Below are 21364 nucleotides of genomic sequence, written 5' to 3'. Positions count from 1 at the left end.
GTTGGCAGGATTCGGCGTACCGACCGCAGGGGCCCGCTGTGGCGAGCGGTCACGACCGTAAACAGGTGATTGCCCGAATTTCAAAGACGATCAGGGGATCTGTGATTCATCTCCCACGGAGATCAAAACGGGCATTCAGGGGCGAACGGTGACCCGAACTCTCGCTACTTTTCGCCCGTTTCGGCACCGACTTCGAGGGTCTGACCGGGAAGGATGAGGTCCGGGTCAGTTCCGACCGTGCCCTCGTTCTCGGCGTACAGCCCGCGCCACCCGCCGGCCAGGTCCAGCGAGTCGGCGATCCGCGTCAGACTGTCGCCCGCACGGACCGTGTACGCGCCGTCCGCGGCCGCCCGCGCCGTGTCGCCGCCACGGGAGGCGTGACGGCCGGAGGGGGCGGGGTCGGCGGCACGGGAGCCCGCGGCCGCGTCCGTGGCGGCCTCCGCGTCGGCGGAGGCACTCTCGTCGGCGCTGGCGCCGCGGTGGCGGCCGGTGCCGGCCTCGCTCTCATCGGCCGAAGAGCTCTCACCCTGTGACGACTTGCCCGATTTTGCACCCTCGGAGTTCGCAGAGTCGTCCGTGCCGGCCTCGGCCCTGGCAGAACCGTCGGCGCCGCCGGAGGTCGAGCCGGCCGAGTCGGAGCCGTCGGCCTTCCCGGCCGAAGTGGACGAACCTGACGAATCCGAAGAATCCGAAGAATCGGATGAGTCGGATGAGTCGGATGAGTCGGATGAATCGGTGGAATTGGAAGACTCGGAGGAATCACCCGACTTCGCCGAGTCGTCCGCGACGCCCGTGTCCACGTCGGCCGAACCGGAGTCGCCGCCGAGGTTGTGCAGCAGACCGCACGTGGCCCAGACATCGACGCCCTGGTCGGCGAGCACCTTCTCGGCGACGGCTATCTGCTGCGAACGGCTGGCCTGGTCGGCGCTGGTCGCGTAGTCGAGGCCGCCGTACTTCTCCCAGTTCGCCTGAGTGAGCTGGAGGCCGCCGTAGCGCCCGTTCCCGGTGTCGGCGCTCCAGGAGCCACCACTCTCGCACTCCGCCACCTGATCCCAGGTGGTTCCGCTGGCCGCGCTCGCGCCGGTGGCGCCGAGCAGGGGGATCGCGATGGCCGAGCCGGTCACTCCGGCCGCGACGAGGAGGGCGGGCGCCTGACGGGGGCGACGGTGACGACCGTTCCCGGAGAGCATGCGGTTGCCTTTCACACGACAGCAGTGACCGGTGTGAAGGGTGTGATGACCCCTTCGCACTGACGTGTGAACGTAGCCGCAGTCGATCAGTTGTCACAAGTTAATGCAGCGCAGATCACGTGGAGATCACAGAGTTGAGCGAGTGTCACTTTTCGCCATGGAATGCGATAGGGCTACGGGCTGCCCGGGTACTACTACGTACCGTTCACGCGCCACCCACGAACCGCCCCTGCGGGGCGAATTGCACCGGAAGCGTGCGCAATCCCCGCATGATGAGCCCTCCTCGCCATCTCAAATCGGCTGAATCCACCGCGAGTCGAAGGTCGGGGAGACGGGTGAGGAGCGTCGCCAGCGCGGTCTGGCCTTCGAGGCGGGCGAGGGGGGCGCCGAGACAGTAGTGGATGCCGTGGCCGTAACCGAGGTGCTGGTTGTCACGGCGGGAGAGGTCGAGGGTGTCGGGGTCCTCGAAGCGGGCCGGGTCGCGGTCGGCGGCCGCGAGGACGACGAGGACGGGGTCGCCCGGGGCGATGTCCTGCCCGCCGACGGTGAGGGGGTGGGTCGCGAAGCGCCAGGTGGCGAGTTCCACGGGGCCGTCGTAGCGCAGGAGTTCCTCGACGCCGGTCTCGAGCAGCGCGGTCTCCCCCGCGGCGAGGGAGGTCTGGAGGCGGGAGCGCTGCTCGGGGTGGGTGAGCAGGGCGTAGGTGCCGTTGCCGATGAGGTTGACGGTCGTCTCGAAGCCGGCGAAGAGCAGGATGAACGCCATCGCCGCGGCCTCGTTCTCGGTGAGGTGCTCGCCGTGGTCGGAGGCGCGGATGAGGCCGGAGATGAGGTCCTCGCCGGGGGCGGGGTGCGCGGTGAGGGCTTCCCGCTTTCGGTGGATGAGGTCGGCGAGATAGCCGCGCATCTTCTTGACCGAGCGCGCGACACCGCCCCTCGGGCCGCCGCCGTGCCGGATCATCATGCCCGCCCAGTCCCGGAAGTCGTCCTGGTCCTCGCGGGGGACGCCGAGCAGGTCGCAGATGGCGTGGATGGGCAGGGGGAAGGCGAAGTCGTGGATGAGGTCGGCTTCGCCCGTCTCCGCGAAGCGGTCGATGAGCTGGTCGGTCATCTCCTGGACCCGCGGGGCGAATTCGGCGACGCGGCGGGGTGTGAACGCCTTGGAGACGAGGCGGCGGAGCCGCGTGTGGTCCGGCGGATCGATGTTGAGCAGATGGGTCATCAGCTCGGCCTTGCGCTCACCGGGGATGCCGGTCTTCCCCTTGGCGTGGGCGGGCTCGGCGTGGTGCGCGGGGTTCTTCGACAGGCGCGCGTCGGCGAGGGCCTGCTTGGCGTCGGTGTAGCGGGTGACCAGCCAGGCCTCCACACCGCTGGGCAGCCGGGTCCGGTGGACCGGCGCGTGCTCCCGGAGCCAGGCGTACGCCGGGTAGGGATCGGTGGCGAACTCCCAGGTGAACAGGTCGGGCGCGGGGGGCGCCGCGGGAGTGCCGGTGGGGTTGGGTACGGGCTGCTCGGTCACCCGTCGACGGTAGCGGGCGCCCCGGGCGACCTCCCTCCCGGCCAGGGTCTTGTCGTCCGCGCGCCCCGCGGGGGTCGAGGGGCCTCAGTCACCCAGCACGCGGACGCGGTCAAGCGCGGGGTCGAACCCGAGCACCGGGTGGTCGTACGCCCCCTCCGGGCACATCACGACCGGCTTGCCGAGGTGGCGGCCGAGGTCACACAGAAACCCACAGAACGCGTCGAGCCGGTCCTGGCCCTGGATCTCCCGCAGGTCCACGTCGAAGTCGATCTGCTCGTCCGAGAGGAATCGGAAGATCGCGAGTATGCCCTCCGTCGGCCACACCCTCAGCTGGGGGCATTCGGCGCCGGGCGGTCGCGCGAGTGCGCGGGCGGCGCTCGGCACGGCCAGGGGCGCGGTGCCTTCCAGGTACTCGTGCTGCCAGCCCCTGTGTGCGACGAGATCGAGGAGCGCCTGCCAGTGCCGTGCCGAGGTGTTCGGGACGTGCAGGTCCGGTAAGGCGCCCATCAGTTCGGGGTCGAAGTTCTCCTTCACCTCGTCCCACAGCAGGTCGGGAGTTTCGTCGCTCCGGGGCATGTCAGTCCGTGTCCAGGCCCTCCGCGGTTCGGATCGCGTCGCGGTAGGCGCGGGACGCTGCCCGCAGGGCCGCTTCGGGGTCGATTCCCTCGGCCTCGGCTCGGGCGGCGAGGGTGAGGAGTTCGTAGCCGATGCCGTGGCCCTGGGGCGGCGGGACGGCGAGGCCGGCGGTGCGGACGCGGGAGGCGAGCTTGGCGGCGAGGGCGAGGCCGGGCTGGCCCAGGGGGATGCCGTCGGTCACGGACTCCCGGCGTTTCTCTATCGCCTTCGTGCGCAGCCAGTGCGCCTTGACCTCCTCCGGGGTGGTGGCCGTGGCGTCGCCGAAGACATGGGGGTGGCGGTGGATGAGCTTGGTGATGATGCCGGCGGCGACGTCGTCGATGGAGAAGGGGGCGTCGGGGTCGTCCTCGGCGATACGGGCGTGGAAGACGACCTGGAGGAGGACATCGCCCAGCTCCTCGCGGAGCTCCTCGCGATCACCCTCCTCGATGGCCTCGACGAGTTCGTACGCCTCCTCGATGCCGTACTTGGCGAGGCCCTTGTGGGTCTGCTGCGAGGACCAGGGGCATTCGGCCCGGATGCGGTCCATGACCTGGACGAGGTCGAGCAGGCGCGCGCCGGGGAGGTCGTAGGAGGCGGGGAGCAGCTCCAGGGACGGCATCGTGAGGCGGCCCGAGCCGGCGAGGCGGGCGAGGCCGTCGGTGAGGCGGGGTTCGCCCTCGGCGGTGGCCACCACGACCACGGTGCGGCCGCCGGCGCAGGCGTCGACCAGTTCCTCGGCCGTCGGGGTCGCCCGCTCGACCGTGACGCCGGCCTCGCGCAGATAGGGGAGCTGCGGGTGCGCCTCGTCCGCGCAGAGGACGCGGTCCGCCCCGTGCAGTGCCTGCCACGCGGGCCAGGACAGCAGGCCGGGCGCCACCCGGTGGCTGGTGGTGAGCAGGACGACTCGGCCGGGGTCGGGGGACGACGTCTCGGGGGCCGTGGGGGCGGGGTCGCCGTCGGGGCGGTGTGCGTTCACCCCACGAACGTAACCCACGCCACCGACGGCCCCCGAAGCACCGGTTTCGCCCAGCGCTACGCCGACTCCTGCGACCCCGCTCCCGTGACTTCCTTCAGCCACGGGGTCTTGGCCTCCAGGAGGCCGACGCGGCCGGAGGCCTTGTCGACGCCCCAGCTGCCGTAGCGGGGGTTGAGGTCGACGTCGAGTTTCTCGGAGGCCGTCGAGAGGGCCTTCCAGAAGACCGTGCCGCCCTCCGGGCTGTTCAGGTCGGCGCCGAGGGCGGCGGCGAGCTTCTGGACCTCGACATCGCTGCGGAGGCTCTCCTCCAGCTGTTCGGGGGCGACGCTGTAGCGCTGCAGGTAGGCCGCTTCGAGGGCCGCGGCGCCGCCGGCCTCCGTCTCCAGGCCGGAACGGTACTGCTGGATCTCCTTGCGGGTGACGGTGACGCCCGCGTCCTTCAGCGCCTGGTCGAGGACCTTCTCCAGGACCATGCCGTTCAGGGTGTTGCGGGTGAGGGCGCTGGTCTGGGCGACGGCCTGCTGGTACTGGCTGTCGTCCTTGCTCGCGGCGCGCTGGGCGGCGCGCACCTCGTTCACCCGGTTCTCCAGCTGCGCGACGGTGATCCGGTCGTCGCCGACGACGGCCGCCGCGCCGGGATGCGCGTCGCTTCCGCAGGCGGTGAGGAGCGGGGCCGCGGCGGCGATCGCTGCGGAGAAGAGGAGCGCGGTGCGACGGCGGCGGTGCAAGTGAGCCTCCCGAGGAGATTGTGCGGCGGAGCACAAAGTCTTGCGGTGATCGATGGTAGGCAGTGGCCCTGCTCTCGGCCAGCCATTCGACCAACGATTCACGTCGACTTCCGGCACCGCCTCGTGCCACGTCCGGCTCAGCCCCGCACTTGCCCCAGCCACTGCAGGGTGCGCCGCACCTCGCCCGCCAGCGGGTGGCCCGGTCCCCGCAGCCGTTCCACGTCGAGCAGCAGCCGGCCCAGGGTCTCGTGGGCGGCGCCGCGGTCGCCGAGGGCGAGGAGCAGGTGGCCTATGCGGCGGCGGACGTCGAGGGAGAGTTCGGGGTCGCCGCCGACGTACTGGTTCTCGTAGTACGGCAGCAGGGAGCGGTACTCGGCGAGGGCCGCGGCCGGTTCGCCGAGTTGTTCGAGGCACTGGGCGGAGTCGTAGCGGTAGCGCAGTGCCTGGGTGTCGGCCTGGCCGGCCTCGGCGGCGCGCTCGTCGGCGAGACGGCGCAGCTCGGGCAGGGCGCGGCGGTACTGGCCGTCGTCCATCAGCGTGGCCGCGTACTGCTTGCGCAGGGTGCGGACGACGGGTGAGTGCTCGCCGTGCTGGGCGGCGGCGGCCGGGAGGATCGCGCCGAGGATGTCGACGGCCTGGGTGATGCGGCCCTCGCCGAGGAGGCGCTTGACCTCGTCGACGGCGCCGGCCACGTCGGGCTTGTCGGCCGCGGGCGCGGGGTCGGGCGCGGCGGACGGCTGGGGCGCGGGGATGCGGGCGCGGTCCGGCCAGGGGGCGTGCGGGCGCAGGAAGGGGCGCGTGGGGTCGAGCGGGGAGCCGGTGGGCACACCGCGGGCGGGCAGCAGCGGGCGGAGTTGCTCGTACGTCTCCTGGGCGGAGGACGGGCGGTGCTGCGGGTCCTTGGAGAGCAGCCGGAGGACCAGGGCCTCCAGGTTCTCGGGGACCTCGGGGCGGATGCGGCGGACCGGGACCGGCGGCTCGTAGAGGTGGCGGTGGAGGACGCCGAGGGCGGTCGAGCCGGTGAACGGCACGTTCCCGCTGAGCAGTTCGTGCATCAGCACACCGAGGGCGTACAGGTCGGTGTAGGGGCCGACCGCGCCGCCCATGGCCTGCTCGGGGGCCATGTAGGCGGGGCTGCCGATGGGTGAACCGGTGTGGGTGAGGCGGGTGGTGTCGGTGTCCATGACGGAGGCGACGCCGAGGTCGAGGACGGTGACCGTGCCGTCCTGCTTGACCATGACGTTCCGCGGCTTGAGGTCGCGGTGGATGATCGGTACCGCGTGCACGGCGGAGAGCACGGCGCACAGCTGGGCGGCGACGGAGACGGTCCACTGCCACGGGTACGGGTCGTGCTCGGCGAGGTGGTCGGCGAGGTCGGCCCCGTCGACGTACTGCATGACGAGGAACAGCTCCTCGCCCTCGCTGCCCGCGTCGTGCACGGTCACCAGACCGGGGTGGTCGACCTGGGCCGTGACCCGGCACTCGCGCACGAAGCGGCGGCGCAGTTCGTCGGCCTCCTGGCCCGCGACCTTGTCCGGGCGCAGCAGCTTCACCGCCACCCGCCGGTCGAGGCGCTGGTCGTAGGCCGTCCACACCTGGCCCATGCCGCCCTGTCCGATGAGCGTGGACAGTTCGTAGCGGCCGGTGATCAGGCGGCCGGTCCCCCGCCCCTGGGTCACCTGTCTCCCTCGTGGTTGCGGAGATAGTCACTGAGCTCGTCCAGCTCGGCGCGCACCTGGTCGATACGGGCCGGCCCGGGGCGCTGCGGGTCCGGGCCCTGCTGGTGCTGCGGCGGGGGCTGCTGCACGGGCGGCTGCGGGACCGGCGGGGTCGGGGTGTAGGGCTGGGGGGCCTGGACCGGCGGGTAGCTGTAGCCGGACTGCTGGGGGTTGTAGCCAGGGGGCTGGGTGTTGTAGCCGGTCTGGCCCGAGTACGCCGTGGTCTGGGCGAACGGCGACGGTGGGGCCGTACGGGCGCGGCTGAAGTGACGTATGTCCGCGGACAGGTAGTACGCGACGATCGCCACGAGTCCGCCGAAGAGCAGCCCCATGCCGACGTCACCGCGCCAGGTGGTGAACTCGTCCTTGCCCGGGTCGGTGCCGATGATGTACAGCGTCACGACGACGTGGACGAGCGCCAGGGCGAACAGCCACCAGTCGCGGGGCCTGCGGGTGACCGAGGCGAGCCGCAGCAGGCAGGCCCAGGCGAGCAGGCCACAGCTCATGACCGCGACCACCACGAAGATCACACGGAGTGTGATCTGGCCCCCTTGATCGGGGCCGGGGGGCGGTGTCGGCGCGTAGCCGTGGCCTTGCATGGCTGCTCCTGAGGGCCTGGTGAGAGTGGACGTGCGATGTCGTCCCGAGGGTATCGGTCGACCGCGACATGAGGTCCAGGGTTGTGGCCAACCGTTGTAGTACCGCAGTGCTGGTCACGCCGACCCGGGCCGGAGCGGTTCCGTCCGTTAGGCGTGGAAACGGGCGGCGCTCGGGAGTTGGCGGCGCGGGGTGGGCCGTGCGCCGGCTCAGTCCGGGGCGACCGTGCCGTCCGTCAGGCCGTCGTACATGCCGCGCACCAGGCGTTCGCCGAGGCGGCCGGCCTGCCTCAGGGCGTCCTCGAAGGCGGCGAGGACACGGAACCGTTCGCCGTAGCGGCGCTGCTGTTCCAGGGGCAGGCGGGGCAGTTGGAGGCGGCGGACGTCGAGCCGGGTCGCGGTGGAGGCGTAGCTGCTGGCCTGGCGGCTGTTGGCGGTCGAGCGCAGGAACCCGGCGACGAACCAGGGGTCGAGCGCCGCCGTGTCGGGCCGCAGCAGGGTGAGGTTGCGGCCGAGGGCAGCGCCTGCGGTGTCCTCGTCGACGACCCGCGCGATCCCGCCGCCGCCGAGGACGGGGACGACGACGTCGCCGGGCGCCACGAGCACGGGCGCCTCGCCGGCGGTCTCGGGCAGCGTTCCGGAGGGTGCCGTGCCGGCCAGGACGTCGTGGTCGGTGAGCACGCGCGCGTGGGGGCCGTTCCCGCCGGTGCGCAGCAGCAGGGCACCCCCGCGCGCGAGTTCGCCGACCGTGGTGAGCGGCCAGCGCGCGAGCCGCGCCTCCCCGGGGAGCGGGGGTGTGAGGTCGGCGGTCAGCCGGAGGGTCTCACCGAGGCGTGCGCGCACGGCGGTCAGTTCCTCGGCGCCGCCGCCCACGGCCGGGGGCGGCAGGTGCCGGGCGGGGGCCAGGTCCACGTCGTCGTCGAGCAGGTCGATGACCGGCAGCGCACGGCTGAGCCCCGGCCGTTCCACCGCCTCGCCCGCGCGGTCGAAGGGCCGCCAGGCGTCGAGCACGGCGGCGCGCACCGCCGCCCAGTCGAACCCGCTCCGCCCCTCGGGCACGAGCCGCCCGGTGTCGACGAGCAGCAGCCGCGGTGGCACGGCCGCCCTGCCGGGCCTGCGCAGCACCCACAGGTGCAGCGGGATGTTGTACGGGGGTGCCGCGCCGACCGGCAGGGCGATCACGGCGCGCAGGGCGCCCCGGCGCAGCAGGTCGGCGCGGATCCGGCGCCCGGAGCGGCGGCTCGCGGCGGCCGGCGGCATCAGCAGCACGGCGGTGCCGCCGTCCTCCAGACGGGCCAGCGCGTGCTGCACCCAGGCGAGTTCGGACTCCGTACGGGCCGGGAAGCCGTACTCCCAGCGCGGGTCGTAGGCGAGTTCGTCGTGGCCCCAGTTGCGCTCGTTGAACGGCGGGTGGCACAGGACTGCCTCGGCCCTGAGGTGCTCGTACGCGTCCGCGCGGAGGCTGTCCCCCGGGGCGGTGCGGACGGTGCCGCCGGTGCACAGGGCGAGGCGGAGCGCAGTGAGGGCGGCCAGTTCGCCGGCGCTGTCCTGGCCGTACAGCTCCTGGCCGGGGCGGGCGGCGACGGCCCGCAGGAGGGCGCCGGTGCCGCAGGCCGGGTCGAGCACCGACCGGGCGGGTCCGGCGAGTTCGGCCATCAGCTCGGCCAGTTCGCCCGGAGTGAGCGTGTACTGGCGCGGGTTGGCGTCGAGGTGCCGGGCGAGCAGGAACTCGAAGGTCTGCCGCGCCCCGAGGTCGGCGGCGAGTTCGGTGGCGCCGCGCAGGAGCGGGATCGAGGGCAGGAGCTCCGCGGGCAGCGGCCGGGGTACGGCGGGCTCACCGGCCGGTCCGAAGCGCGGGGTGAGGACCTCCCCCAGCGGCTCGGGCAGCAGCCGGGCCAGTTCCCCGTCGTCGGCGACGGCGCTCAGCTCCAGCCAGGTCAGGGGCCGGTCGTGCAGGAGGAGCAGGGCGCAGCCCGCGTGCACGAGGGCGGTGACGGGGCCCTCCGGGTGGCCGGCGACCTGCTGCCAGACGCGCTCCTTCAGGGGCACCTCGGCGAGCTTGCCCTGGTCGCGCAGCCACTCCTCGACCTCGCTGAGCGCGAAGGCTGGGCTGGTCTCGGTGCCGCCGACCGGTTTGGGGAAGTCGGCGTGCCGACGGCGCCAGTTGCTGACGGCGGCGCGACCCACCCCGGCGAGCCGCGCGATGTCCGCGGCCGTGACCTCTGTCTGGTTCCCCTGCACGCGCCCGGCTCCCCTCGTACCTGGTGGTGTGACGTCGAGCATACCGACGTACGCAAGATCTACCCCTTCACGCCGTGAACAGGCTGGATTCCGTGAACCGTGTTGACTCGGTTCACAGGCTCTGCTCTTATTGACCCATCGAACGGCGGACCGCCCGATCCAAGCGATCACACGTCTGCGCGCTGCGTAGTGACGCCCGCCGCTCCGCTCACCCATCGATTCCCAGGGGGGAACTCCCATGCGTCGCACCGCTCTCGCCGCTCTCTGCATCGCCGCCGCGGCGACCCTCTCGCTCACCGGCTGTCTGCCCGGCGAGGAAAAGGCCGAGGGCCCCTTCGCGGGCCTGACCGGCGGCGAGATCGCCGACAAGGCCGTGAAGGCCACCTCGGACGCCGAATCGCTCCGGATGAAGGGCGAGATCGAGGACGAGTCCGCCGGCGGCACGGTCCAGATGGACATGGCGATGAACAAGAAGGGCGACTGCGCCGGCACCATGAGCATCGGCGGCGCGGGCCAGGCCGAGCTGATCAAGGTCGGCGACACCCTCTACATGAAGTACGACGAGGCCTTCCTGCGGGCCCAGTCGAAGGACTCCTCCAAGGAGGAGGCCGACATGGTCGTCGACATGCTGGCCGGCAAGTGGACCAAGACGTCCGCGACCGCCGCGGACTCCAAGGACATCGCGAGCTTCTGCGACCTCGACACCGTCCTCGCCGACTTCGAGGACGTCGACTCCGACGCCACCCGCGGCAAGACCGCCGAGGTCGACGGCACCCCTGCCTTCACCCTGAACGAGAAGGACGGCAAGGACCGTTACACCCTGTACGTCGCCACCGAGGGCAAGCCGTACCTGCTGCGGGTCGTGAGCAAGTCCGCCAAGGAGCCCGGTGACCTCGTCTTCACCGACTTCGACGAGCCGGTGCCGGCCAAGGCCCCCAAGGGCAAGGTCATCGACCTCGACGAGGACTTCAGCTGACTCGTCCCGCCTCCGTGAGGCGGCACCGTCGAGGCGTCAGTCCGCGTGGAAGCGGGCCGGCGCCTTCGTCGGGTTGCCGCCGGTGGGCAGCTTCTGCTCGGGGCAGGTGCTCAGGACCCGCTTCATGGCGTCCTGCTCGGCGGAGGTGACCCACAGGCCGTACTTCGCCTTCACCGCTACCTGGGCGGCCACATAGGTGCAGCGGTAGGCCTTGTTGGGCGGGAGCCCGGGGTCTCCCAGTTCTCTCTGGGCGGGCTCTCTTCGGCCGTATGCCATGAGCTGCTGTACGGCATTCAGCAACGCGACGCGGCCGGGATCAGTCTGGTCCCGCAGCGCATCCGCCGCATCGTCGCCGGACTCCCCACAGGGCTGCTCTCACTCCTGGACCTCGACGAGAGTTTCGTACGCGGTCTTCCCCCCGCTGCCGCCGGGGTTCTGAACGGCATCCTCACTCACGTCCGCCGCGCACGGCTAGAGTTCGAGGGTGCCGATCCGACGTCAGGCGACGTCTGGGAGTGCTCCCTCGTAGGACTCACCGCAGGACGTGGAAGCGGGCGCAAGTACATCGCCGTACACGGCGCCATCGACTTCCGGCCGATTCGGCAGGGCTGGTTGCGAGAGCTGGTCAAGGAGTACGGACGCGCGGTCCGTCCCTCCGTGCTCGATCTGAGGCAGGCCGTGTACGCCGCGTCAATCGCCTCCAAGGCCCTGGCCAACCGGCCGTGCGGCAATACGCCGGATGAATTGTCCATGGCGGACATGAGCGCCGTGGTGGACACACTCCGCATCGCGAAGCGCCCTGAGGACGGCCACGACTACTCGACCAGCCACCGCCGGGCGCTACTCCGCGCCTGGCGGGCGTTTCTCGAGTACGCACGGCAGGCAGGACTGATGGACCATGTACCCGGCGGGTTCGCCCTGAACCCCAAGTTCCACGCCATTGCCGCCGTCGAAGCGTCCGAGGACGACATCGGCCGCGCGATCCCCGAGCATGTCATCGCCCGGCTCGATGCTCACCTCCCTCAGCTCGGCACTTCCACCGCCTACGAGAGCGGTGGTTGGAGAGCTACCGACTTCGCGCGGATGTACCAGGTGGCGTACACAATCCTCCGGGACACCGGCCGTCGTCCCGGCGAGGTCACCAGCCTGCACCGAAGCTGCCTGGAGTGGGTCGACGGCAAACCGACTCTCCTCTACGACAACCACAAACGGCGTCGTCACGGCCGCCGTCTTCCCATCAGCGAGGTGACTGCCAAAGAGATCGAGTCCTGGCAAAGGGAACTGGACCGGCTGCCTCCCGTACCCAGTTGTGAACAGTGGCTCCTCCCTGCCCCGGGCCAGCGCAACCGTCCTCGGCGTGGCCACATGACCACACCGAACTTCTGCAACAGGATCTTCCGGGCCTGGGTCGACGAACTGATTCCGGATCTTGTCGACGACCGGCTGGACGACGACGGCAAACCATGCGCCTACGACCGCACGCAGATCGTCCCGTACGGCTTCCGGCACGCCTACGCCCAGCGGCATGCGGACGCCGGGACCCGTCCGGACGTCCTCCGGGAGCTCATGGACCATCGTTCTCTCGACGTCACCATGGGCTATTACAAGGTCTCGCTCAGCAGAAAGCAGGATGCCGTCAAGACGGTGGCGAGGCTCGCGGTCGACCGGCACGGTACCCCTCAAGGCTTCGGCGACGCGCTGGCCTACGAAGTCGAGAGCGTTGCGGTGCCATACGGCGGCTGTACCGAGCCCAGCAACGTGAAGGCGGGCGGCGGCCACTGCCGAATCCGCTTCCAGTGCGCCGGTTGTGACTTCTACCGGCCCGACCCTTCCTACCTCCCGGCCTTGGAGCAGCAGGTGGCAGATCTTCGGGCCGACAAAGAGGCGGCCGTGGCTATGGACGCCGCCGACTGGGTCGTGCGCAACTTCGACGACCAGATCCGTGCCTACTCGAAGTCGGCCGACGAGATGCGGCACAAGCTGGACGAAATGCCACCGGAGGAACGGGCCACAGTCGAATCGGCCTCGCGTGAGCTGCGTAAAGCTCGCTCGGCCGCAGCCTTCTTCCCGGTGCAGGCGCTGACGACGCGGAGCTCCGAATGAAACACCTCGCCATCTCCGGCTCCGACGGCCGGGCCGCTCGGGTCGAACGCTTGCGAGCCGCCCGCGCCCGGGACAGCGAGGCCAAGACGGCACGCGCGATGGAAGCAGTACGCGGCCTCCTCAGCTCGGGTCAGCGCGTCACCGTTGCCCGGGTGGCCCGTGACGCCTCGGTGTCCACCTGGTTCGTCCACAACCAACCCCGGGTGCGGGATGCCGTCCAGGCCGCCATTCACGAGCAGCGGGAGCACGGCCGCCAGACCTCTCCGGCGACCCACGGACAGCAGGTCACTCCCGCCGGTCTGCGCACCGAACTCGCCCTCGCCAGGGACGAGATGAAGGATTTGAGGAAGGAGCGTGACCGGCTCCGGGAGCGTGTCCAACTCTCCCTGGGTGCAGAGCTCGACGAAGTCGACCGAGGTCAGTTCGTGCGACGTATCCAGGAGTTGGAGCAGCAGAACACCGACCTGAACCGTGACCTGTCAGACGCCCGAGACCGGCTGGCCTCTCTGGAGTGCCGACTGCGGGAATCAGAGGACGACCTCATCGCCGCCAGGGCCGGCCTCCGCCGAGCGATGCGGGCCGTGCCCTCCAAGTGATCTCGTGCCAAGCAGTCGCACTGTGTATCCGGCCGGTCTCTCGGATCCGGCCGCACAGACATACCGACGGCGTCCAGCTCAAGAGGGCGCGATCCGGTGGCGCTGTTGGCGGCCAGTCAGTTGGTCGCCGAGAGAGCTTCGGCGGTACAGAACCTGCCGTCCGTCGCGAGCCCGGGTGACCAGACCCGTGGCATGGAGCACGCGCAGGTGCTGGGACACGGCGCTCGGGGTCACACGGAAGCGTCGGGCGATCTCAACTGTGGCGAGCGGCTCTTCGAGCAGGGTGAGCAGCCTTGCCCGTGGTGCACCGAGCAGCGACGCAAGAGCCGTCGCATCGACGGTTGGCGGGGTGGCCCACAGTGTGGCCACCCCGCGGACCGGATAGACGAGCCGGGGCGGCTCTTCCGGACCGACCGGAGGCGCCGGCTTGTGCGCGAACACGGACGGCAGGAGCAGGAGGCCTCGACCGGACGCAGCGACACGGTGCCTGCTGATCATCTTGTCGATGTGCAGTACGCCGTTGTGCCAGCGCAGGTTTGGGTGCATGTCGGCGAACAACCAGCGGGCGCCTCCCACTGCCAGTTGCCGTGCTCGGTAGGTCATATCGGCTTCAAGGAGCAGCCGCATCTGCCGCCACTCCGGCTCGATGGCCACCTCCCAGAACTGCCGCAGAAGCTCGCACACGGCATCGCGAAGTCTGACGACGGATATGTCGTCGGCGACAGTGGCATCATGCAGGGCTGCTGGAAGCGGGTCAGGAGCGTGCGCGGTCAGCAGGTCATGGCGAACCCGCGCAGGTGACGCCTGACGGACGACGGCCAACTGCTCGTCGAAGGTCGGCGCGAAGCTCGTGGGCTGCGGGGTAAGGAAGTCGGGGATGGTGCGCCTGCGGGCGACCAGCGCCATCAGCAGTTCGGTATCGAGCGGGCCGATCCTGCCGACCACGGACCTGCGCCAGGGGATGTGCAACGCGGACAGCCCCGGGTCTTGCAGCACCCGCAGGCTGAGCAGAGTCTCGTGCAGTGGTGACACGGCGAAGCGCGTATCTGCAAGGTCCTCGACGCCGAGCACAAAACTGATCATTAAGCCATACGCTACATCGATTGGCCCAGGAACGTCGATGCAGTGGACTTCTGCGCATGACACACCCAACTCAGGGACAGCACACGGCAATTGTCACTGGTGCGGCACGCGGAATCGGCGCCGCGGTGGCCAGACGGCTGGCGCACGACGGACTGGCGGTGGGCGTGATCGACCTGGACGAGGCGGCCTGCGTCGCCACCGTCGAAGCCATCACCAGCAACGGCGGATCAGCGACAGCAGTCGCCGCCGATGTTTCCGACGAAACTGCGGTGACGACCGCCATGGCCTGGATCGCCGCCGAACTGGGGCCGCCGACAGTCCTGGTCAACAACGCCGGCATCGGCCCCCGTGCCGAGCTCGTCGAGATGACCACGGAGCAGTGGGACACAGTCACCGGGACCAATCTGCGCGGCCCGTTCCTCGCCACCCGTGCCGTTTGCCCACACATGATCTCGGCCGGCTGGGGACGGATCGTGAACATGTCGAGCATCTCCGCGGTCGGCGATGCCGCCCGCGTCGACTACGGCAGCGCGAAGGCCGGTCTGATCGGCTTACCAAGTCGCTCGCCCTTCAACTCGGACGCCACGGCATCACCGCCAACGCCGTCGCCCCGGGCTTCGTCGTGAGCGAAATGACCAGGGCATCCGCCCGGCGACTCGGCCGCGACTTCGAGGAATTCCGGCGCAGCGCGGCGAAGGCCATCCCGGTCGGACGAGTCGGCGAGCCGGAAGACATCGCTCACACGGTGTCCTTCCTGGTGAGCCGCGAGGCGGGATTCGTCTCCGGCCAGGTCATTTACGTCGCCGGCGGACCGGTGGACTGAGGATGAGCCGTCGGATGGCCCTGCTCCTGGCCGTGACCTGCGCCGTGGCCGTGGGCAACATCTACTTCCCGCAGGCGATCATTCCGCTCGTCGCCGCAGGACTGCACACGTCGCCTGACGCGGCCTCCCTGGCCGTGACCGCCACCCAAGTCGGCTACACGGCCGGAATGTTCCTGCTGGTGCCGCTCGGTGACCGGCTCCCGTCCCGCTCGTTCCTCGTCGTCCTGCTCGCCCTTACCGGTCTGGGCCTGCTCACCGCAGGCTGCGCTCCAACCCTGCCGCTCCTCATCGCCGCCAGCGCCCTCACCGGCCTCACCACCGTGGCCGCTCAGGTCGTCGGTCCACTGGCGGCCGGACTCGTGCCCGCCGACCGCCGTGGCGCGGTGATCGGCACCCTGCTGAGCGGGTCGATCGGCGGCATGCTGCTTGCCCGGGCTTTCAGCGGTTCGCTGGGCGAATGGCTGGGATGGCGGGCCCCCTATCTGGCGGCCGCGGCCCTGACCCTGCTGCTCGCAAGCATTGTGGCTCGCACGGTGCCCGTCGCGACCCCGCGCTCGCGTCAGCCGTACCCAGCGCTCCTGACCGAGTCACTACGTCTGCTGCGCACCGAGCCGGACCTGCGTCGCTCCTGCTTCTACCAGGCGACGGTCTTCGCGGGGTTCTCGGCCGTGTGGACCTGCCTGACGCTCCTCCTCACCGGTCCGGTCTACGGCATGGGCGCCCAGGCCGTGGGACTGCTCGCCCTGGTCGGCGGCGCAACCATGCTCTGCGCCCCGCTCGCCGGACGCCTGGTGGACCGCCACGGCCCGGACCCGGTGAACCTCGTCTGCATGCTCGCGGTCCTCGTCTCAGCCGCGGTCCTGACTGCCGGCGCCTGGGGCGACGTACCGGGGCTGACCGCGCTGGTCGTCGGCACGCTGCTGCTCGACGTCGCCATGCAGTCCGGCATGGTCGCCAACCAGGCCCGGGTCTACGCCCTGCGCCCCGACGCCCGCAGCAGGCTCAACACCGCCTACATGACCTGCGCCTACCTGGGCGGCAGCGCAGGATCATGGCTCGGGGTACGCGCGTACGGCAGGGCCGGGTGGTGGGGCGCGTGTGCGCTCGTGGCACTGCTCACGGTGCTCGCCCTCGCCCGCCACCTGGTGGAGCTGCGCAGCCGGAGGCCCGGAGCTACGAGAAGCCAGTCACGGGCCACTGTCGCGGATCAGCCGATCCGCCCTCGTTGAGATACCCGTGCTGCTCGTCAACCGCCGCACTGGCGCAGCATGATCTGCTTGTCCGGGGCCGTCACCGGCATCTCGTACTTGACGGCGACCTGGGCGAACCGGACCGCGTACGCGCACCTGATCTGCTTGTTCGGCGGCAGCCAGGTCGCGGGTCCGGAATCACCCTTGGCCGAGTTGGCCCGGCCCTCGACCGGGATCAGATTGAGCACGTCGTTCGCGAGCTGCTTGCGCTTGCTCACCGGCCAGCGCGACGAACCCATCTGCCAGCTGTAGGACAGCGGCACCACATGGTCTATCTGCACCTCGGACGCCTTCGCCTTGCGCCACTCGATGGTCGTCCCGGTGTACGGATCGTGCAGCGTCATCGCGATGACCACACAGTCGGAGCCGGATCGGAGGCGGAGGTTCTGGCCATCGCGATGGATGAGATCGTTCCGCGTGTCACACCCGTTCCTAGCGAGCGGCACTCCGTCGGCCGTGTCCATCCAGGCATAGCCGAACTTGTCCCGCGCGTAGCCCGTTTTAGGCCCCCGCCCTTTCGTGGCCAGCTCCTCAATGAGCTTTCGGGCGGCGGCTTTGTCCGCGTCCGTGGTCACGGGTGCGAGTCCCGGCTTCGTACCGTCCGGATTCTTGAGAGGACTGATCGCTCGCCCATCCGGCGCAGGTGGACCCGACCCCGTCGAGGAACTGCCCTCGTCCAGCCCCTCGCATCCCGAGACGAGGAGTACGGCGACTGCTGCCGTCGCTGCGGCGCGAAGGAAGCGCGTGCTCCCAGCACCCCTGTGCCTCATGTCCCACTCAGTAAGCACAGCCCACCACCCCCTGTATGAGCTGCACAAACGTCTCGGTCGCCCACCGAACCATAGAGATAACGCGGGTATCACAGCTGTTGGAGTCGGTGTCGGCCCAGGGGCTGCCGAACTCGTCACGGTCGTAACCGGTCCTGGGCGCCCGGCCCTTGACGGTCAACGCCTCCGCCGCGGCGAACGCGGCACCGCCCCCGCCGGGAACCTCCTGCGGTCCGGCCGCGCCACCCGCGTTGTCCAGTTCGCAGCCGGTCGCGGCGACCAGCACCAGAGCGACGGCGGCAACCCCACCCCTCAGACGCACCACGCGACACCCCTTTCCTCTGTCTGTGCTCCCACGCGGTCCTGCGAGGGTTCCCCGTCCCCCCGGCCCGACACCGCGGCCGGCCGGGGGGACGGGGCACGAACCCTACGACACCCAGGACCGACCCCTACGACCCCAGGATCGACGCCAGGAACTCCCCGGTCCAGCCCAGCAGTTCCCGTCCGACCAGCGGCTTCCCGCCCACCTTCGCCGTCTTCGGGCGCGGCACCAGTACCTGGTGGGCGGCCGGCTTGATGACCGTGCCCGGGTACAGCCGCTTCAGGCGCAGCTCCTGCGACTCCCGCAACTCCACCGGGGCGAAGCGGATGTTGGTGCCCTGGAGGACGATCTCGCCGACGCCGCAGGCGCGGGCCAGCATGCGCAGCCCGGCCACCAGCAACAGGTTCTCCACCGGCTCGGGCAACTTGCCGTACCGGTCGACGAGTTCCTCGCGCACGGCGGCGATGTCGGCCTCGGTGTTGACCGAGGCGATGGCCCGGTACGCCTGGAGCCGCAGCCGCTCGCCCGGCGCGTAGTCGTGCGGGACGTGCGCGTCGACCGGCAGCTCGATCTTGACCTCGAGCGGCGGCTCCTCCTCGATCGCCCCGGTCTCCAGCTGCCGCCGGTAGTCCGCCACCGCCTCGCCGACCATCCGCACGTACAGGTCGAAGCCGACGCCCGCGATGTGGCCGGACTGTTCGCCGCCCAGCAGATTGCCCGCGCCGCGGATCTCCAGGTCCTTCATCGCCACGTACATACCGGCGCCCATCTCCGTGTGCTGGGCGATGGTCGCGAGCCGCTCGTGGGCTGTCTCGGTCAGCGGCTTCTCCGGCGGGTAGAGGAAGTACGCGTAACCGCGCTCGCGGCCCCGGCCGACGCGGCCGCGCAGCTGGTGCAGCTGCGACAGGCCGAAGGTGTCCCCGCGCTCCACGATCAGCGTGTTCGCGTTGGAGATGTCGATGCCCGACTCCACGATCGTGGTGGAGACGAGGACGTCGAACTTCTTCTCCCAGAAGTCGACGACGACCTGCTCCAGGGCCTGCTCCGACATCTGGCCGTGGGCGGTCGCGATCCGCGCCTCGGGGACGATCTCCCGCAGCCGGGCCGCCGCCCGGTCGATGGACTCCACCCGGTTGTGGATGTAGAAGACCTGGCCCTCCCGCAGGAGTTCACGGCGGATCGCCGCACCGATCTGCTTCTCCTCGTACGGGCCGACGAACGTCAGGACCGGGTGGCGCTCCTCCGGGGGCGTGGTGATCGTCGACATCTCGCGGATGCCGGTGACCGCCATCTCCAGGGTGCGCGGGATCGGGGTCGCGGACATCGTCAGCACGTCGACGTTGGCGCGGAGCTTCTTCAGCTGCTCCTTGTGCTCGACGCCGAACCGCTGCTCCTCGTCGACGATGACCAGGCCCAGGTCCTTGAACTTGGTCTCGGAGGAGAACAGGCGGTGGGTGCCGATCACGATGTCCACGGCACCCTCGCGCAGGCCCTCCAGGGTGCCCTTGGCCTCGGTGTCCGTCTGGAAGCGGGACAGGGCCCGGACGTTGACGGGGAACTGCGAGTACCGCTCGCTGAAGGTGCCGAAGTGCTGCTGCACCAGCAGGGTCGTGGGTACGAGGACAGCCACCTGCTTGCCGTCCTGGACGGCCTTGAAGGCGGCCCGCACCGCGATCTCCGTCTTGCCGTAGCCGACGTCGCCGCAGATCAGGCGGTCCATCGGGACCGTCTTCTCCATGTCCTCCTTGACCTCGGCGATCGTCGTCAGCTGGTCGGGCGTCTCGGCGTACGGGAAGGCGTCCTCCAGCTCCCGCTGCCAGGGCGTGTCCGCGCCGAACGCGTGACCGGGCGCCGCCATCCGCGCGGAGTAGAGCTTGATGAGGTCGGCGGCGATCTCCTTGACCGCCTTCTTCGCGCGCGCCTTGGTCTTCGTCCAGTCGGCGCCGCCGAGGCGGTGCAGCGTGGGCGCCTCTCCACCGACGTACTTGGTGATCTGCTCCAGCTGGTCGGTGGGGATGTAGAGGCGGTCGCCGGGCTGGCCGCGCTTGGCGGGCGCGTACTCGACGACCAGGTACTCGCGGGTCGCGCCCTGCACGGTCCGCTGGACCATCTCGATGTAGCGGCCCACACCGTGCTGCTCGTGGACGATGTAGTCGCCCGCCTCCAGGGTGAGCGGGTCGATGGTCTTGCGGCGGCGGGCGGGCATCCGGGCGCCGTCCTTGCCGGCCGCCTTCTGGCCGGACAGGTCGGTCTCGGTGAGGACCGCGAGCTTGAGGGCGGGGTCGACGAAGCCGTACTCGATCGAGCCGCACGCCACGTGCACGACCGACGGGGAGATCTCCCCCAGCTCGGCCTCCAGCCGGGCCGGGACGCCCTCGCCGCCGAGCACCTCCACCGTGCGGGCGGCCGGGCCGTGGGCCTCGGTCACGAACACCGTGCGCCAGCCGTCGGCCAGCCAGCCCTTGGTGTCGGCGAGCGCCTTCGCGGTGTCGCCGCGATAGCTCTCGGTGGCGTGCATGCCGAGCTTCAGGGTGTCCGCGTCGAGCTCTTCGTCGGCGGCGAACGGCGACACCGACCACCACATCATGTCCAGCTCACGGGCCCGGTCGCGGACGTCCGCGATGGACCACAGGGAGGCCGCGTCGACGTCGATGGGGGCCTCGCCGCCGCCGGCCGTGGCCGCCCAGGACGCCTGGAGGAACTCCTGCGAGGTGGCCACCAGGTCCGCCGCGCGCGTGCGCACCCGCTCCGGGTCGCACACGATCGCCATCGCGCCCTTCGGCAGGACGTCGATCAGCAGTTCCATGTCGTCGACGAGGACCGGGGCGAGGGACTCCATGCCCTCGACGGCGATGCCCTCGGCGATCTTGCCCAGGAGTTCACCCAGCTCGGGGTGGCGCTCGGCGAGGTCGCGAGCGCGGGCGCGTACGTCGTCCGTGAGGAGGAGCTCACGGCAGGGCGGGGCCCACAGGCCGTGCTCGGCCACCTCCAGCGATCTCTGGTCGGCGACCTTGAAGTACCGGATCTCCTCGACGTCGTCGCCCCAGAACTCCACCCGCAGGGGGTGCTCCTCGGTGGGCGGGAAGACGTCCAGGATGCCGCCGCGCACGGCGAACTCCCCGCGCTTCTCAACCAGCTCGACCCGGGAGTACGCGGCTGCCGCCAGGGCCTCGACCGTACGGTTCAGATCCGCCGTCTCGCCCGTGCGCAGCGCAACCGGCTCCAGGTCGCCGAGGCCCTTGACCTGCGGCTGGAGGACCGAGCGGATGGGCGCGACCACCACCGACACCGGGCCGGTCTCCGGGTCGTCCGGGCGGGGGTGGGTCAGACGCCGCAGGACGGCCAGACGACGGCCCACGGTGTCGCTGCGCGGGCTGAGGCGCTCGTGCGGAAGGGTCTCCCAGGCCGGGTACTCCACCACGCCGTCCGGGGGCAGCAGGGAGCGCAGGGCCGCCGCCAGGTCCTCGGCCTCGCGGCCCGTCGCCGTCACGGCGAGCACGGGGCGGCCGGCGTCGCGGGCCAGGGCGGCCACGGCGAAGGGGCGGGCCGCCGGGGGGCCCACCAGGTCGATGTGGGTGCGGTGGCCGTCGGACGCCGCCCTGATCGCTTCCGCGAGGGGGGCGTCCTTGACTACGGCGTCTAGCAGACCGTGGAGGCTCATTCGGGGCGTTTCCCGTCCGGGTGGGCTCGGCTGTGGGGCGGCGGATTGGGCTGCGGATCGGCTGCCGGGGGCAACACGAACGCCCGGACTCGTGTGAACGGCCGGGGGTGTCCAGGGTACGACGAGCGGTGACGGGGTTGCGGAGGACTTTCCTCGCCCCCGCCGCGGTGGCACTGCCGCTTCGGCTCGGAGCGCTAAGG

15 protein-coding genes and 3 pseudogenes are annotated in these 21364 nt (G+C 70.8%); 5 read left to right on the top strand and 13 right to left on the bottom strand.

Features of this window, described 5'->3' with window-relative positions:
* Positions 1-164 precede the first annotated feature (164 nt).
* The 8 genes from P8T65_RS27850 to P8T65_RS27815 all read right to left on the bottom strand — a co-directional run bounded on the left by P8T65_RS27850 (position 165) and on the right by P8T65_RS27815 (position 9583).
* Positions 165-1190, bottom strand: coding sequence for a transglycosylase family protein (locus P8T65_RS27850; protein WP_316727952.1), 1026 nt, complete (start codon positions 1188-1190; stop codon positions 165-167).
* Positions 1191-1395: 205 nt separating this feature from the next.
* Positions 1396-2706, bottom strand: coding sequence for a cytochrome P450 (locus tag P8T65_RS27845; RefSeq protein ID WP_316727951.1), 1311 nt, complete (start codon positions 2704-2706; stop codon positions 1396-1398).
* A gap of 84 nt (positions 2707-2790) precedes the next feature.
* Complete coding sequence (locus P8T65_RS27840) at positions 2791-3282, bottom strand: hypothetical protein (protein WP_316727950.1); 492 nt, start codon at positions 3280-3282, stop codon at positions 2791-2793.
* A 1-nt stretch (position 3283) separates the two neighbouring features.
* Positions 3284-4300 carry a nucleoside triphosphate pyrophosphohydrolase gene (locus tag P8T65_RS27835; RefSeq protein WP_316727949.1) on the bottom strand — a complete coding sequence of 339 codons (1017 nt, stop codon included), beginning with the start codon at positions 4298-4300 and terminating at the stop codon, positions 3284-3286.
* Positions 4301-4356: 56 nt separating this feature from the next.
* Positions 4357-5028 carry a SurA N-terminal domain-containing protein gene (locus P8T65_RS27830; protein WP_316727948.1) on the bottom strand — a complete coding sequence of 224 codons (672 nt, stop codon included), beginning with the start codon at positions 5026-5028 and terminating at the stop codon, positions 4357-4359.
* Positions 5029-5165: 137 nt separating this feature from the next.
* Entirely contained in the window at positions 5166-6659 is a 1494-nt protein-coding gene (locus P8T65_RS27825) for a protein kinase domain-containing protein (RefSeq protein ID WP_316731752.1), read from the bottom strand.
* A gap of 44 nt (positions 6660-6703) precedes the next feature.
* Entirely contained in the window at positions 6704-7345 is a 642-nt protein-coding gene (locus P8T65_RS27820; protein WP_316727947.1) for a hypothetical protein, read from the bottom strand.
* 207 nt (positions 7346-7552) lie between these two features.
* Positions 7553-9583, bottom strand: coding sequence for an N-6 DNA methylase (locus P8T65_RS27815; protein ID WP_316727946.1), 2031 nt, complete (start codon positions 9581-9583; stop codon positions 7553-7555).
* Positions 9584-9821: 238 nt separating this feature from the next.
* On the opposite strand from P8T65_RS27815, the gene P8T65_RS27810 reads away from it, so the two are divergent.
* Positions 9822-10559, top strand: a complete 738-nt coding sequence (locus P8T65_RS27810) for a hypothetical protein (RefSeq protein WP_316727945.1) — start codon at positions 9822-9824, stop codon at positions 10557-10559.
* Positions 10560-10595: 36 nt separating this feature from the next.
* Here P8T65_RS27810 and P8T65_RS27805 read toward each other — a convergent pair.
* A pseudogene (locus P8T65_RS27805) lies at positions 10596-10877 on the bottom strand (hypothetical protein); the annotation flags it as partial.
* Between the two features lie 339 nt (positions 10878-11216).
* Between P8T65_RS27805 and P8T65_RS27800 the strand changes: the two are divergent.
* Together P8T65_RS27800 and P8T65_RS27795 are read left to right on the top strand one after the other, a co-directional pair.
* Entirely contained in the window at positions 11217-12662 is a 1446-nt protein-coding gene (locus tag P8T65_RS27800; RefSeq protein WP_316727944.1) for a site-specific integrase, read from the top strand.
* On the top strand, positions 12659-13258 hold the full coding sequence (locus P8T65_RS27795) for a DUF6262 family protein (protein WP_316727943.1): 600 nt from the start codon (positions 12659-12661) through the stop codon (positions 13256-13258). The genes P8T65_RS27800 and P8T65_RS27795 overlap by 4 nt, the downstream gene beginning before the upstream one ends.
* Before the next feature lie 78 nt (positions 13259-13336).
* On the opposite strand, the gene P8T65_RS27790 is transcribed toward P8T65_RS27795, so the two are convergent.
* Positions 13337-14341 (bottom strand): ArsR family transcriptional regulator, encoded by a 1005-nt coding sequence (locus P8T65_RS27790; protein WP_316727942.1) that lies wholly within the window; start codon positions 14339-14341, stop codon positions 13337-13339.
* A 56-nt stretch (positions 14342-14397) separates the two neighbouring features.
* Between P8T65_RS27790 and P8T65_RS27785 the strand changes: the two are divergent.
* Together P8T65_RS27785 and P8T65_RS27780 are read left to right on the top strand one after the other, a co-directional pair.
* Positions 14398-15164 (top strand): annotated as a pseudogene (locus tag P8T65_RS27785) (SDR family NAD(P)-dependent oxidoreductase).
* A 2-nt stretch (positions 15165-15166) separates the two neighbouring features.
* On the top strand, positions 15167-16393 hold the full coding sequence (locus P8T65_RS27780; protein WP_316727941.1) for an MFS transporter: 1227 nt from the start codon (positions 15167-15169) through the stop codon (positions 16391-16393).
* A gap of 17 nt (positions 16394-16410) precedes the next feature.
* On the opposite strand, the gene P8T65_RS27775 is transcribed toward P8T65_RS27780, so the two are convergent.
* From P8T65_RS27775 to mfd, 3 genes and pseudogenes are all read right to left on the bottom strand, one after another.
* Positions 16411-17184: an HNH endonuclease family protein gene (locus P8T65_RS27775; RefSeq protein ID WP_316727940.1), complete on the bottom strand. Its 774-nt coding sequence runs from the start codon at positions 17182-17184 to the stop codon at positions 16411-16413.
* Positions 17185-17266: 82 nt separating this feature from the next.
* Positions 17267-17506, bottom strand: a pseudogene (locus P8T65_RS27770) (hypothetical protein); the annotation flags it as partial.
* 124 nt (positions 17507-17630) lie between these two features.
* Positions 17631-21164, bottom strand: a complete 3534-nt coding sequence (gene mfd / locus P8T65_RS27765) for a transcription-repair coupling factor (RefSeq protein WP_316727939.1) — start codon at positions 21162-21164, stop codon at positions 17631-17633.
* Positions 21165-21364 lie beyond the last annotated feature (200 nt).

Source organism: Streptomyces sp. 11x1, assembly GCF_032598905.1.
Lineage (GTDB): Bacteria > Actinomycetota > Actinomycetes > Streptomycetales > Streptomycetaceae > Streptomyces.
Note: the sequence above shows the minus strand (reverse complement) of the source record. Positions and strands in the feature narration are given on the sequence as shown.

Bases quoted from the DNA above. Each gene is read 5' to 3' on its own strand.
- P8T65_RS27790 (WP_316727942.1), bottom strand. From the start codon at position 14,341: ATGATCAGTTTTGTGCTCGGCGTCGAGGACCTTGCAGATACGCGCTTC.
- P8T65_RS27810 (WP_316727945.1), top strand. From the start codon at position 9,822: ATGCGTCGCACCGCTCTCGCCGCTCTCTGCATCGCCGCCGCGGCGACC.
- P8T65_RS27840 (WP_316727950.1), bottom strand. From the start codon at position 3,282: ATGCCCCGGAGCGACGAAACTCCCGACCTGCTGTGGGACGAGGTGAAG.
- P8T65_RS27850 (WP_316727952.1), bottom strand. From the start codon at position 1,190: ATGCTCTCCGGGAACGGTCGTCACCGTCGCCCCCGTCAGGCGCCCGCC.
- P8T65_RS27820 (WP_316727947.1), bottom strand. From the start codon at position 7,345: ATGCAAGGCCACGGCTACGCGCCGACACCGCCCCCCGGCCCCGATCAA.
- P8T65_RS27795 (WP_316727943.1), top strand. From the start codon at position 12,659: ATGAAACACCTCGCCATCTCCGGCTCCGACGGCCGGGCCGCTCGGGTC.
- P8T65_RS27780 (WP_316727941.1), top strand. From the start codon at position 15,167: ATGAGCCGTCGGATGGCCCTGCTCCTGGCCGTGACCTGCGCCGTGGCC.
- P8T65_RS27775 (WP_316727940.1), bottom strand. From the start codon at position 17,184: ATGAGGCACAGGGGTGCTGGGAGCACGCGCTTCCTTCGCGCCGCAGCG.
- mfd (WP_316727939.1), bottom strand. From the start codon at position 21,164: ATGAGCCTCCACGGTCTGCTAGACGCCGTAGTCAAGGACGCCCCCCTC.